This window comes from Nonomuraea sp. NPDC050733, assembly GCF_040654215.1.
Taxonomy (GTDB): domain Bacteria; phylum Actinomycetota; class Actinomycetes; order Streptosporangiales; family Streptosporangiaceae; genus Nonomuraea.
This window is the reverse complement of record NZ_JBFAHO010000007.1, coordinates 175,671-189,084: the sequence shown is the minus strand read 5'-3', so window position 1 is coordinate 189,084 and position 13,414 is coordinate 175,671. Positions and strand designations below refer to the sequence as shown.

Genomic DNA, 13,414 nt, shown 5'->3' with positions numbered 1-13,414 from the left:
GATCGACCACGCCACACCAGTCACAGAGCTCGGAACCAGGCTCATCGGTGCTCATGCCGATCGACTACCCCGGAGGTTGAGGCCCCTCGCGGACAGAAAGACCTGAACAACTCGGCTCGAAACCGTCCAGACCAAAGTGTCGTGCCGCTGGCCAGAACCCGTCCCAGGCGCCAACTCCGTCTGGAAGGGACAGTGACGCTGCAGGCCGCCGGGGGCCGCGGGCGGTGAGGCGTTCCCAGTTGCGGTGGGCGATGTCGGCCTTCTGTTCGTCGGTGAAGGGCGCCTCCTCCAGGAACGAGCGGGCGGCGCCGTTGCTGGTGTCGACATAGGGGAAGCCGCCGGGGCGGAAGCCGTAGGTGAAGGGGTAGTCGGTGGAGTACAGCATCCGGTCGGTGCCCATGACCTCGGCCGTCCAGCGCAGGTAGCGGGGGCTGTTGGTGCCGCTGCCGGCGATCCAGAAGTTCTGCCTGAAGTAGTCCGCGAGCGGCCGCCGAAGGCCGCCGGCCTCGGCGAAGAATCCGGTGTGGTCGAGGTAGAACATGACGACCTCGCCCCAGTGTCCGGCGATCACCTGCAGGTCGGGGAACCGGTCGAAGACACCCGAGAAGATCATCCGCAGGTACTGCACGCCCAGGTCGTAGTACCAGCCGATCGCCGCTCCGGCCAGCGGCGTGCCGATCGGGCCGATGCCGGAGTAGTAGGCGTCGATCACCGGCTGGACCGGTAACTGCGGGTGGAAGTGCAGCGGCACACCGAGCCGTTCGGCGGTGGCGTACAGCTCGTCGTTGTCGGGATGGTCGGCCAGTCTGTCCCCGGTGCGGCCGTAGAGCATGGCGCCGGGGAAGCCCAGCTCGCCCACCGCGCGCTCCAGCTCGGCCGCGGCCGCGGCCGGCGACTGGGTGGGGATCGCGGCGAACGCCTGGAAACGGTCGGGCCGCGAGGCGACGATCTCCGCGAGCTGGTCGTTGGCCTCCCGGGCCACCGTGATCGCGTCGGCCTCCGGCAGGTCCTGCACACCCGGCGACGACAGGGACAGCACGGCGACGTCGATGCCCTGGTCGTCCATGTGGGCCAGCCGCTGCTTCCGATGGAACCGAAGCTACGTTAACACTGTCATCCATGGAGCGTTACCACCGATAAGGATCGCTATGGGGATGGCGTTGTCGCCGATGCATGCCTGTTGCGGAACGGTGGGACCGACTTGCCCGCACAGCCGCCCCTGCGAACCCGCGGAACATCCTTAAGGCTTGACTTAATTAAGCCGACGCTGACATAGTTCCTGGGTGCACGCTTTCGACGTCCTCGGCGACCCGGTGCGGCGCCGGATACTGGAGCTGCTCGCCGACGGGGAGCAGGCCGCCGGCGCTGTCAGCGAGGTCGTCCGGGCAGAGTTCGGCATCTCGCCACCTGCGGTGTCGCAGCACCTGCGAGTGCTGAGGGAGTCGGGTTTCGTCACCGTGCGTCCGGACGGTACGCGGCGCCTCTACGCGGTGGAGGCAGCGCCTCTGCAGGAGGTCGACATCTGGCTGGAGCGCTTCCGGCGGTTCTGGAGCCAGCGCCTGGACGCGTTGTCCGCCGAGCTCGTCCGCGGCAGACGCGAACGCCGCGACAACAGTGGAAACGCTGCCGGGGCACCGGAACGCCGTCAGGAGACAGAGTCCGTCAGCGAGGAGGACACGTGATCGACATCGTCAACCAGATCAACGCCACCCAGCGGGAGATGGGCAATCAGGCGGTCGCCACCGGTGAAGGGCGGTCGGTGCTGCTGCGCCGGGTCTACGACGCCCCGATCGAAGACGTCTGGAACGCCTGCACCGACCGGGAGCGGCTCGGCCGATGGCTGGGCCAGGTCGAGGGCGACCTGCGGGTCGGCGGTACGTTCCAGCTCAAGGACAACGCCGGTGGCGAGATCCTGCGCTGTGAGGAGCCCCGTCTGATCAAGGTGACCTGGGTCTTCGGCGAGGGCATGCCGACCGAGGTCGAGGTGCGCCTGTCGCCCGGCGACGACGGCCGCACCGTCTTCGAGCTGGAGCACGCCTCACCCGCCCAGATCGTCGACGAGCTCGTGCGCACCTACGGTCCCGGTGGCACGATCGGAGTCGGCTGCGGCTGGGACCTCGCGCTGCTCGGCCTCGACCTCTTCCTGAACGGCGTGACGTTCGACCCCGCCACCTGGCAGGACACCCCCGAGGGAAAGGAGTTCGCCGTCCGCAGCTGCCACGCCTGGGGAGCCGCGATCCAGGCCGCCTGGGGCACCGGTGACGACGACATCGCCGCGGCCGTCGCGTTCGCGGTGCAGCACTTCGCCCCCGAGACGGGCGGCGACGGCTGATGACCCACGACGTCACCTCCGCCGACGGCAGGGCGCCCGGGGCAGTCACCCGATCGACGAGAGCGCCGCTGACCTGCGGCATCGTCGCCGGACCGCTCTACATCGTCGTGGTCGTCCCGCAGATGCTCACCAGGGACGGGTTCGACATCAGCCGGCACCCGGCCAGCATGCCGGGCGACGGCGACCAGGGCTGGATCCAGATCGCCGGCTTCGTGGCCGGCGGTCTGCTGTTCGTGGCGTGTGCGATCGGGCTGCACCGGGTCCTCGGCCCGGCGGCGGGGCCGGGAGGTACGGGGGGACCACGGCTGATCGGTGTGCTCGGTGCCGGGATGCTGGGCGCGGCCGCCTTCTCCGCCGACCCGGCCGACGGCTTCCCGCCGGGCACTCCCCGTGATCGCGCTGACGCGATCGCGTCCGGCTCACCGCGAACCGCGAACCGCGGACCGCGGACCGCGAACCGCGGACCGCGGACCGACGCGGGCGAACACCGGGTGGCACCCGCTGCCGGGACGATCCACAGGATGGAGAAGAGGCTGAGGTGGCGGAGACGACGGTAGCCGAGGTGATGGCCGAGCTGGCCGCTATCGAGGACCCGAGGACACGGGAGGCGAACCGGAAACACGGTGACGATCACGGCGTGAACCTCGGCACGCTGCGCGCGCTCGCGAAGCGGCTGAAGACGCAGCAGGAACTCGCGCACCGGCTCTGGAAGACGGAGGACACCGCGGCGAGACTGCTGGCGATCCTGATCTGCCGCCCGAAGGCGTTCGAGCGCGACGAGTTGGACGTCATGGTGCGCGAGGCGCGCACCCCCAAGGTGCACGACTGGCTCGTGAACTACGTGGTGAAGAAGAACCCGCACGCCGAAGAGCTGCGCCTGGCCTGGTCGGCCGATCCGGATCCAGTGGTCGCGAGTGCCGGCTGGGCGCTGACCACCGAACGCGTGGCCAAGCAGCCCGAGGGCCTCGACCTCGCGGGACTGCTCGACGTCGTCGAGGCGGAGATGAGGGACGCCCCGGCTCGCCTGCAGTGGGCGATGAACCACTGCCTGGCTCAGATCGGGATCGAGCACGCCGAGCACCGCGCCCGCGCGATGGACATCGGTGAGCGCCTGGAGGTGCTCAAGGACTACCCGACTCCTCCGAACTGCACATCCCCGTTCGCGCCCGTCTGGATCACCGAGATGGTGCGCCGACAGCACGACACGTAGGAACGTCCCTGCTGATACCGGTCATCCCATGCCGCGGTGGATGCCGCCGATCTTCTTGGCGTCCATGTAGTCGTCGCTCATGCGATGAGTGGGAGTTTGTCGGTCATGCCCGCAATACTCGCCGCTGACGATCACGGATGAGGCGTCGGCGATGGCGTGGTCACCCCGTCGCCTGAACGCCGAGCCCTACTCGAACACAGCGTGGAGGTACCGGTATGAGCACAGCGGCGAGCGACAGCGTCCAGGATGAGGACCGGCTGACGATGCCGGCCGCCTGGCTGCGGAGTCTTCATCCGCGGCGGGGTGGAGCGCGGGTCGCCGTGAAGCCGCTGGACGCGGGCGCGCCCAAGGAGCTCGCCGCGGGGTTGGACGAGCGTCGGCAGGCGATCCGCGACTCGCTGGCGGCGTGTCCCGACCCGGAGCTCGCCTCCGCGGGGACGGCGTACCTGGACGGGGAGCCCACCGCCACGCCGCTGGGCGCCGCGGTGGTCACCGCGTCCCTGCCCTGGGACGCCCAGCGGCTGCTGCCCCTGTTCGCCGAATCCTGGCTGGTCGAACGTGGCCTGGTGTTCGCGGCTGTGGCCGCCACCGAACTGGCCTCGCTGGTTTTCCACGTCGACGGGAAGAACTGGACGGTCGGGCGGCTGGCCGCCGGTGAGACCACGCACCACGGGTACGGCTGGAAGCGGACGGAGCTCGCCGCGCGGGTCCGTGCCGTCCTCTCGGCCGCATCGGACGCGGAGTACGCCGAGGTCGTCGCGGCGCTCGCGGTGAGCCGTGAAGGCGGGCTCCACCATCGGGTGGCGGCTTCCTACCTGGCGCCGACCGAGATGGACTGGGTCGCGGCCGACTGCGCCGAGGTGAGCCACGTCAATCCGGGTCTCGCGCTCGACCTGGTCGCCGCGGTCAGCACGCCGGAGCACGCCGCGCTGATCGCGGGCCACGTGCACGGCTACCACGTGATGGGCTCCCTCGCTCTGCCCGCCACACTCGTCGACGGCATGGGCCTGGCCGCCGTGCCGCTGCTGGCCGGCTGGTTCGACCAGCTCTACGACGCGGAAAGCGAGCGGCGGCTGCTGGGCATGCTCGCCGAGCTGCCGGCCGACGCGGCGATGCTGGCGCTCCTCGACCGGATCGACCACAAGTACACCCAGCCGGCCCTCCTGCGCGCGGCGGCCCGCTTCCCGCGCCGGGCGATGCGGATGCTGGCCACCACCGGCGGCAAGGTCGCGGACCTGCTGCTGCGCGCCCACGTGCTGGCCCATCCCGACCTGGTGGCCGAGGTCCTCGCGAGCGTCGGAGCCGCCGCCGCCGAGCGGATCAACAAGATCGCGACCGCCGCGCCCGTCGCCACCGCTCCGCTCGAGGCCCTGCCCGAGGTGCTGGTGAGCCCGCCGTGGACCCGTCCGCGCACGGTCCGCAAGCCGATCGTGGTGAGCGGCCTGGTGTGCGCCGACGAGCCGACCGTGGTGTGGGGGCCGGGGGAGCGGGACCATTGGCGTTTCGCCCGATCGGGGGACGATTCATGGATTCGGGCCTGGCGCCAGAACTGGAAGGAGATCGCCCGCGAGCTCGCCGCCGGCCGGCGGGGGCACTGGTACGAGGAGATCTCCCTGTTCGTCTCCGGGCCCGAGAAGCTGGCCGGACCGCTGATCGGCAAGTGGCGCCCTTCTGACCATTGGGGAGTCTCCGAATGGATGCCGACGGTGGTCGCCAGGTTCGAGCTGGCGGCGCTGCCCCTCGCGCTGGACAGCGCCCGGCGCAACCCCGCCGCGATCGCTCCGTCGCTGCTCCCGTTCGCCGGCCCGGAGATCGCCGTGCTGATGGCCGAGTGGCTGGCCCGGCTGAAGTCGGTGCGCGCCACCGCGCTGGCGTGGCTGGCCCGCCACCCCGAGGCGGCCGCCAGGGCGCTGATCCCACCGGCTCTGGGCAAGCCCGGCGCAGGCCGGCGCCAGGCCGAGCAGGCGCTGGCGGCGCTGGCCGCAGGCGGCGGCAGCGACGCCGTGGCGAAGGCCGCCGCCGGTTACGGCCCCGTCGCCGAGGCCGCGATCGCCGACCTGCTCTCGGCCGACCCGCTCGACGCGCTGCCCGCGAAGCTGCCCGTGCTGCCCGAGTGGGCGGACGTCGCGATCCTGGCGCCCATCCGCCTGCGCGGCGACGCCGGCGCGCTGCCGGCCGAAGCGGCCCGCCACGTGATGACGATGCTGGCGATCTCCCGGCTCGGTGACCCGTACGCCGGTCTCGCCCTGGTCAAGGAGGCCTGCGACAGCCGCAGCCTCGCGGACTTCGGCTGGGCGCTGTTCCAGCGCTGGCAGGCGGCCGGCTACCCGTCCAAGGAGAGCTGGGCGATGGACGCGCTGGCACTGCTCGGCGACGACGAGACCGTCCGGCGGCTGACGCCGTTGATCAGGACCTGGCCCGGCGAGGGCGGGCACGCGCGCGCGGTCGCAGGGTTGGAGCTGCTGGCCCGTATCGGCTCCGAGGTCGCGTTGATGCACCTGCACGGCATCGCGGAGAAGGTCAAGTTCAGCGGGCTCAAGAACCGGGCCAGGCAGAAGATGGACCAGGTCGCCGCGGAGCTCGGCCTGACGCGGCAGGAGCTGGCCGACCGGCTGGTGCCGGACTTCGGGCTGTCCGCCGACGGCAGCATGACCCTCGACTACGGCCGCAGGCAGTTCGTCGTCGGCTTCGACGAGCAGCTCAAGCCGTACGTGGCCGACGCCGCGGGGAAGCGGCTCAAGAACCTGCCCAAGCCGGGGGCGAACGACGATCCGGAGCTGGCGCCCGCCGCCCACCAGCGGTTCGCCGGGCTGAAGAAGGACGTGCGCGCCGTGGCCGCGGACAGCATCCGCCGGCTGGAGCAGGCCATGGTGGACCGGCGCCGCTGGAGCGGCCCGGAGTTCGAGCGGCTGCTCGTCGGCCACCCGCTGCTCTGGCACATCGTCCGGCGGCTGGTGTGGGGCCTCTACGACGCCTCGGGCCGGCTCACGGGCGCCCTGCGCGTGGCCGAGGACCGCAGTTTCGCCGACGTCGAGGACGACGCGCTGACGTTGCCCGACGATGCCGTCGTGGGGGTGGCGCACCCGCTGGAGCTGGGGGAGCAGCTGGCCGCGTGGGCCGAGGTGTTCGCCGACTACGAGATCCTCCAGCCGTTCCCGCAACTGGGCCGGGAGACATGTCAGCCGGACGAGACGCTGCTGTCCGAGATCAGCGCCGCCAAGATCCCCACCGGCAAGGTGATCGGCCTGGAACGGCGTGGCTGGCGGCGGGGCGCGCCACAGGACGCCGGCATCCAGTGCTGGATCGAGCGGGACGTGCCCGGCGGCAGAACCCTCACGATCGGTCTCGATCCGGGCATCGCGATCGGCTACCTCGAATTCGCCGACGAGCAGACGTTGGCGGGGTTCGGCCCCGGCGCCCTCGACGGCCTCGACCCGATCACCGTCTCCGAGATCCTGCGTGACCTGCGGGAGATCACCCGATGAACGAGCGCGTCCAGCGGCCCCCGGCCGAGATCCGCTACGCCGGCGAGCTGGCCAGGCTGCGGGACAACGACACCGACGCCCGGCCGCCCGGCTGGGCGTTGAGCCTGCGAGCCGCCCGGCGCTTCGTCCTCGGCGATGAGAAGCTGGGCATCAGCCGCAAGTTCGTCGGTGATCCCTCACTGATCGACCGATCCCTGGTGACGCTCGCGACCAACCGCGGGCTGATGCTGGTGGGTGAGCCGGGCACGGCGAAGTCGCTGCTGTCCGAGCTGCTCGCCGCGGCGGTGAGCGGAACCTCGACGCTCACCATCCAGGGCGGAGCGGCCACCACCGAGGACCAGATCAAATATTCGTGGAACTATGCCCTGCTGGTCGCCGAGGGCCCGTCCACCCGGTCGCTGGTGGCCGCTCCGCTGCTGCGCGGTATGGCCGAGGGCAAGGTGGTGCGCTTCGAGGAGATCACCCGGTGCCCGCTGGAGGTGCAGGACTGCCTGCTGTCGCCGCTGTCGGACCGCGTGCTCGCCGTGCCGGAGCTGACCGGCCCGGAGGCGATGGTGTTCGCCCAGGAGGGGTTCACCGTCATCGCCACCGCCAACACCCGCGACCGCGGCGTCAACGAGATGAGCGCCGCGCTCAAGCGCCGGTTCAACTTCGAGACCGTCTTCCCGATCGCCGACTTCGACACCGAGCTGCTGCTGGTGGAGGCGGAGGCCACCGCTCTGCTGAAGCGGTCGGGCGTCGGCGCGCCGCCACGGCGCGACGTGCTGGAGGTCCTGGTCACCGCGTTCCGGGAGCTGCGTGAGGGGCAGACCGCGCGCGGTGACGCCACCGACCGGCTCTCCGGGGTGATGAGCACCGCCGAGGCCGTCTCGGTCGCGCATGCCGTCGGACTGCGCGGCTGGTTCCTGCGCGGAGAGCCCGGCACCCCCGCCGACCTGGTCTCCTGCCTGGCCGGCACGGCGGCCAAGGACAGCCCGGAGGATCTCGCGAAACTCCGCAGATATCTGGAGCAGAAACGGCACGGCGACCAGTGGAAGGCCCTGTACGAGGCCCGCCACCTGCTTCCGGGCTGACGATGGCGGTCACATTCCTCGGCGTGCGGCACCACAGCCCCGCCTGCGCCCGGCTGGTCGCCGACACCATCCACTCCGTACGGCCCGCGTACGTGCTGGTCGAAGGCCCGGCGGACATGAACCACCGGATGGACGAGCTCCTGCTGGGCCATGAGCTGCCGATCGCGGTCTACACCAGCTACCGGGACCGGGAACGCCGGCACGGCTCGTGGACGCCGCTGTGCGACTACTCACCGGAGTGGACGGCGCTGACCGCGGGCCGTGACGTCGGCGCCGAGCTGCGTTTCATCGACCTGCCCGCCTGGCATCCGGCGCTGGCCGGGGTCCGCAACCGTTACGCCGACGCCGAGGCCCGCTACAGCGAGGTGACCGGACGGCTGTGCCGTGCCTTCGCCGTGGACAACGCGGACGCTTTGTGGGACCACCTGTTCGAGATCGAGCCGGCCGACGGGCTGGCCGAACGGCTGGCCGCCTACTTCGACCTGGTGCGCGGCGACACGCAGGCCGGGCCCGACGACGTGGCCCGCGAGGAGTACATGGCGCAGTGGATCCGCGCCACCGTCGCCGACGCGGGCGAGCGGCCGGTGGTCGTGGTCACGGGCGGCTTCCACCGGCCCACGTTGATCCGGCTGGCCGAGCAGGGTGACCGCAGCCGGCCGGAGGTGCCGCGGCCGCCCGCGGACGCCGTCGTCGGCAGTTACCTGGTGCCGTACTCGTTCCGGCGGCTGGACGCCTTCGACGGCTACCAGTCGGGCATGCCGTCGCCGGGCTACTACCAGCACCTGTGGGAGTCCGGGCCCGCAGCCGCCGCGCGCGGTCTCACCGAGGCGGTGACGGCCCGGCTGCGCGCCCGGCGCCAGCCGGTGTCCACCGCGGACCTGATCGCCGCGCGGGCCACCGCGGACGGGCTCGCGTTGATGCGCGGTCATCCGCATCCGGCCCGGGTCGATGTGCTGGACGGCCTGGCCGGCGCGCTGGTCAGCGAGGCGATCGAGGCCCCGCTGCCCTGGGCGGCCCGTGGCCCGTTGCAGGCCGGCAACCATCCGGTGATCGTCGAGATGATCGCGGCCCTCAGCGGTGACCGGGTGGGCCGCCTGCATCGGTCGACTCCGTTGCCACCGCTGGTCCACGCGGTTCTCGCGGTGCTGGGTGGTCCGGGTGAGGAACGGCTCGACCTCGGCAGGGAGGCCGATCGCGAGCGCAGCCGGCTGCTGCACCGGCTGCGGGTGCTGCGGATCCCCGGCGTGGCGCGCATCTCGGGACCCAGCCCGGCAGGCGGCACGGAGCTGGTCGAACGATGGACGCTGACCGACTCCGACGACCGGCTGCCCGCACTGATCGAGGCCGGCGGGTACGGCGTGGACCCGCAGGAGGCCGCGGCTGCCGCCCTCGCCGAACGGATCACGGGCGCGGACCTGGACCAGCTGGCCGACGTTCTGTTCGACACGGCGCTGTGCGGCATCGGCGAACTGACCGGACAGGTGCTGGACGACCTGGCGCGGGCTGTCGGCGCGACGGCCGATCTGGGATCGCTGGGCCGCACCCTCACGGTCGCCCTGGCGATGTGGCGCCACGACGACCTGTTCCGCACCAGTGGCAGCGCCACCTTGGGCGCGGTCGTCCAGGCCGCCACCCGCCGGGCGCTGTGGCTGGCCGAAGGCGTGCGCGGCGGGCCCGCGCCGGCCGACCTCCAGCGCATCAACTCCATGATCGCCGTCCGTGACGCCCTCAGGCATGCCGGCCCGTCGCTCGGGCTGGACACGTCCGCGGCGCTGGGCGTCGCCGACCGGCTCGCCGCCGACCGGGAGGCGCCACCCGACCTGCGGGGAGCGTCGCTGGGTCTGGGCTGGTCACTGCGTGGCACGGCTGCCGCGGACCCCGCGCGGGCGGTGCGCGGCGCGTTCGTCCCGGCGTCGGCCGGGGACTGGCTGGCCGGGCTGTTCGCGCTCGCCCGCGAGGAGGTGCTGCACACCGCCGGCCTGCTGGAGCTGCTCGACGAGCTGGTCGGTGGGATGACCGATGACGACTTCCTGGTGGCCCTGCCAGCGCTGCGCCAGGCGTTCGGCTCCTTCCCGCCCCGCGAGCGGCACCTCATCGCCACCCGCCTGGTCGAGCGGCGCGCCGGCGGCGCGTCCGGATGGGACCTGATGCGGCTGGACGCGGCACCGGAGCTGGTGGCCGCCGGTATGGCACTGGACGAGCGGGTCGAGGCGGCGCTGCGCCGGGAAGGACTGATCACCTCATGAGCGACCCCACCCTGGAACGGTGGCGCCTGCTGCTCGGCGAGCCCGGCAGCGCGTGCCTCGGGGGGCGGCAACTCGACGCGGAGGCCGCCGCCCGTGACGCGGCCCTGGACTGGCTCTACGGCCGCGACGAGGACCTGCGCCGGCGTGGCGTACGGCGGGGCGGGACGGGCTCGTCGACGCTGACGACCTTCGACTGGCTCGACGACATCGCCCGGCTGTTCCCCAAGGAGACCGTCGAACGACTGCACCGTGACGCGGTCGAGCGTTACGAGATCCATGACGTGGTGACCGACCCGGCCGTGCTGGCCCGCATCGAACCCGATCCGGCGCTGCTCAAGGCGGTGCTGCGGACCAAGCACCTGATGAACCCGCAGGTGCTGCGGCTTGCCAGGCGGATCGTGGAGCAGGTCGTACGGCAGTTGATGGAGAAGCTCGCCACCGAGGTCCGGAGCGCGTTCTCCGGCACCAAGGTGCGCCGGCCCGGCGGGATGCGGCTGGCCCGCAACTTCGACATGGTCAGGACCCTGCGCGCCAACCTCGGCCGCTACCAGCCGGAGACCGGCAAGGTGGTGATCGAGACCCCGTTCTTCTTCTCCCGCACCCGCCGCCACCTGGAGCAGTGGCAGGTGATCCTGCTCGTCGACCAGTCCGGGTCGATGGTCGGCTCAGTGATCCACTCGGCGGTCACCGCGGCCTGCCTGTGGGGGCTGCCCGGTGTACGCACCCACCTGGTGGCCTTCGACACCGAAGTGGTGGACCTGACGGCCGACGTCGACGACCCGGTGGAGCTGCTGATGAAGGTCCAGCTCGGCGGCGGCACCGACATCGCCCGCGCGGCGGCGTACGGCGCGGGCCTGGTGGACCGGCCGCGCCGGGCGATCGTCGTGCTGATCTCCGACTTCTACGAGGGCGGTGATCCGCACCGGCTGGTGCGTGTCGTGCGCGACCTGGTGGCCCAGGGCAGCAAGGTGCTGGGCCTGGCCGCCCTCGACGAGCAGGCCAATCCCGCCTACGACCGGGAGCTGGCGCAGCGCCTGGCCGATGCCGGAGCCTACGTGGGCGCGATGACACCCGGCGAGCTGGCGACCTTCGTGGCGGAGCACGTGGGCCGATGAGGACGGATCTTCTCGGGCTCACGGCGGACTCCCTCGCCGCGCTCACCAACCGCGGCCTGGTCAAACGTGCCGGCAAGGAAGCCGCGCCGGAGCTTCGGACCGACGATGACGGCACCGTGCACGGCAGCTTCCCCGACGGCGTGGCCGCGGCCCTGCCTCCCGGCGGCCTCGACGTGGCCCGCTGCACCTGCGGCGCCACCGGCGTCTGCCGGCACGTCGTCGGGGTGATCCTCGCCTACCAACGGCTGCCCGCCGAGGCTGTCCCGGAGCCCCCGCCCTGGTCACCGGGGCAGGTGACCGACGACGAGCTCACCGCCAGGATCGGCGCCCGCCTGATGGCCGCCGCTCGCCGTACGGAGCGGACCGGATTCACCGCGCGGGTCCGCCGCGCGACCACCGCCGATCCGGTCCCGCAGGTCGAGCTGGCCGCCGCGACCGTGCGCTTCCTGGTCCCCGGCGACCTCGGGTTCGTCCACACCGACGCCGTCGCCGGCAGCCGCGATGACGTCGTCGCCCTGGCGGTGTGGGCGTTCCGGGACGCCGACGAGCTGTACCCCGACGTCCCCGAGGTGCGGATCGACGTCGGCGGCGAGGCCGGCGCCGGTGACACCTCCGGGCTGGAGCGGGCCCTGGGACTGGCCGGCACGGTCCTGCGTGAGGGTGCGGCGCATCTCGGTCAGGGCCTCGATGCCACCATCGCCGACGTGCGGCGCCGGCTGGACGCCGCCGGGTCGCGCTGGCCGCTGCTGGCCGTCGGCGACCTCGCCGAGCAACTGGCCTCCTATCACGGCCGGAGCGTCCACTACCGTCCCGAGCTGCTCGCCAGCCACGTCGCCGAGCTGCACGCCCGGCACCGGGCGGTGACGCGGCCGGACGCCACCCTGCGCAGCAGCGTGCTCGGCACCGCCGAGGCCGCCGAGACCCCGTTGCGCCGGGCCCGGCTGGAGAGCCTCGGCTGCCGGATCCGCAGTCTCGGCGACCAGCGGATCGCCGAGGTGTACCTGGCTCACGGCGACAGTGCCATGGTGCTGGTCCTGCGTCGTCAGTGGGACGGTGACGACGACGGGCCGGCGCTGGGCCGGCGGCGGATCGCCACCTCCACGCTGGCCGCTCTGGCCACCGGCAACCTGGTCACGGAGTCCGCCGTCCGCAGCGCCAGCCGTACGGTGCGGCTGGCCACCGGGCGGATCTCCAGGACGACGGTCAGCCCGTCACGGGGCGACTGGGGCGAGTTGCCGCCGTCGCTGGTGGTGACCGACCTCGCCGCGCTCAGCCGCGAACTCGACGCCCTCACGCTCCGGCCCATCCGCCCGAGGGTGGAAGCGGAGCTGGTCCGGGCCGTCGCCGTCGCGCGGGTGGAGGCCGTCACCTACGCCCCCGGAGACCAGCGTCTCGACGCCGTCATCGTCGACCGGGCGGGTAACACCGCCACCGTGAGGGCCGTTCACACCGGCGCCGCTCCCGGGCGTCTCGACTCGCTGGCCGCCGTGCTCGCCGGTGAGGAGGGCGAACTGCGTTTCGTCAGCGGCGTGGTCGGGCGGACCGCGGGCGGTGTCGTCATCGAACCGGTCGGTCTGGCGGTCACGGCCGGGAGCGGCGGCGGCCGGGTCGTCGTCCCCGACCTCCAGCCCGCCGGTGGGAGCGGCAGGCTCAGGGTCGCCGAGGACGCCCCGCACGAACCACTGACCGCGGCCCTGATCGACACCCGGGGACTGCTCGCCGAAGTGGCCCATCACGGCTTGTCCCACCTGCCGCCGACCTACGACGACCGGCTCGCCGCCGCGGCGCGGCGGCTGACCGTGCTCGGGCTGCACCGGATCGCCCAGGCCGTCACGGCCTTCGCGGCGACGCGCACCCACGGCTCCGACGAGGCGGCCGAGCAGGCCTGGATCGACGCCTACCTGCGCCTGGAGGTGGCCCTGGACCTGAACTGACCTGTGCCGGGCGCGTCCT

At 72.4% G+C, this 13,414-nt stretch carries 10 protein-coding genes; 9 read left to right on the top strand and 1 reads right to left on the bottom strand.

The features are described from left to right. Positions 1-64 precede the first annotated feature (64 nt). Positions 65-1,066, bottom strand: coding sequence for an amidohydrolase family protein (locus tag AB0H64_RS15990; RefSeq protein ID WP_357624432.1), 1,002 nt, complete (start codon positions 1,064-1,066; stop codon positions 65-67). Between the two features lie 217 nt (positions 1,067-1,283). On the opposite strand from AB0H64_RS15990, the gene AB0H64_RS15985 reads away from it, so the two are divergent. The 9 genes from AB0H64_RS15985 to AB0H64_RS15945 all read left to right on the top strand — a co-directional run bounded on the left by AB0H64_RS15985 (position 1,284) and on the right by AB0H64_RS15945 (position 13,395). Next, positions 1,284-1,682: a metalloregulator ArsR/SmtB family transcription factor gene (locus tag AB0H64_RS15985; RefSeq protein ID WP_357624429.1), complete on the top strand. Its 399-nt coding sequence runs from the start codon at positions 1,284-1,286 to the stop codon at positions 1,680-1,682. Then, positions 1,679-2,332 carry an SRPBCC family protein gene (locus tag AB0H64_RS15980; protein ID WP_357624427.1) on the top strand — a complete coding sequence of 218 codons (654 nt, stop codon included), beginning with the start codon at positions 1,679-1,681 and terminating at the stop codon, positions 2,330-2,332. Before AB0H64_RS15985 ends, AB0H64_RS15980 begins: the two co-directional genes overlap by 4 nt. Continuing rightward, positions 2,332-2,889, top strand: coding sequence for a DUF998 domain-containing protein (locus AB0H64_RS15975; RefSeq protein WP_357624426.1), 558 nt, complete (start codon positions 2,332-2,334; stop codon positions 2,887-2,889). Before AB0H64_RS15980 ends, AB0H64_RS15975 begins: the two co-directional genes overlap by 1 nt. Further along, positions 2,871-3,542: a DNA alkylation repair protein gene (locus tag AB0H64_RS15970; protein WP_357624424.1), complete on the top strand. Its 672-nt coding sequence runs from the start codon at positions 2,871-2,873 to the stop codon at positions 3,540-3,542. Before AB0H64_RS15975 ends, AB0H64_RS15970 begins: the two co-directional genes overlap by 19 nt. Before the next feature lie 215 nt (positions 3,543-3,757). Further along, positions 3,758-7,027 (top strand): DUF4132 domain-containing protein, encoded by a 3,270-nt coding sequence (locus AB0H64_RS15965; RefSeq protein ID WP_357624422.1) that lies wholly within the window; start codon positions 3,758-3,760, stop codon positions 7,025-7,027. Further along, positions 7,024-8,100 (top strand): AAA family ATPase, encoded by a 1,077-nt coding sequence (locus tag AB0H64_RS15960; protein WP_357624420.1) that lies wholly within the window; start codon positions 7,024-7,026, stop codon positions 8,098-8,100. Before AB0H64_RS15965 ends, AB0H64_RS15960 begins: the two co-directional genes overlap by 4 nt. Before the next feature lie 2 nt (positions 8,101-8,102). Then, entirely contained in the window at positions 8,103-10,346 is a 2,244-nt protein-coding gene (locus AB0H64_RS15955) for a DUF5682 family protein (protein ID WP_357624418.1), read from the top strand. Beyond that, a complete protein-coding gene (locus AB0H64_RS15950) occupies positions 10,343-11,461 on the top strand; it encodes a VWA domain-containing protein (RefSeq protein ID WP_357624416.1) in 1,119 nt (372 codons plus the stop codon). Before AB0H64_RS15955 ends, AB0H64_RS15950 begins: the two co-directional genes overlap by 4 nt. Continuing rightward, entirely contained in the window at positions 11,458-13,395 is a 1,938-nt protein-coding gene (locus AB0H64_RS15945) for a hypothetical protein (protein WP_357624415.1), read from the top strand. The genes AB0H64_RS15950 and AB0H64_RS15945 overlap by 4 nt, the downstream gene beginning before the upstream one ends. The last annotated feature ends 19 nt before the right edge of the window (positions 13,396-13,414 follow it).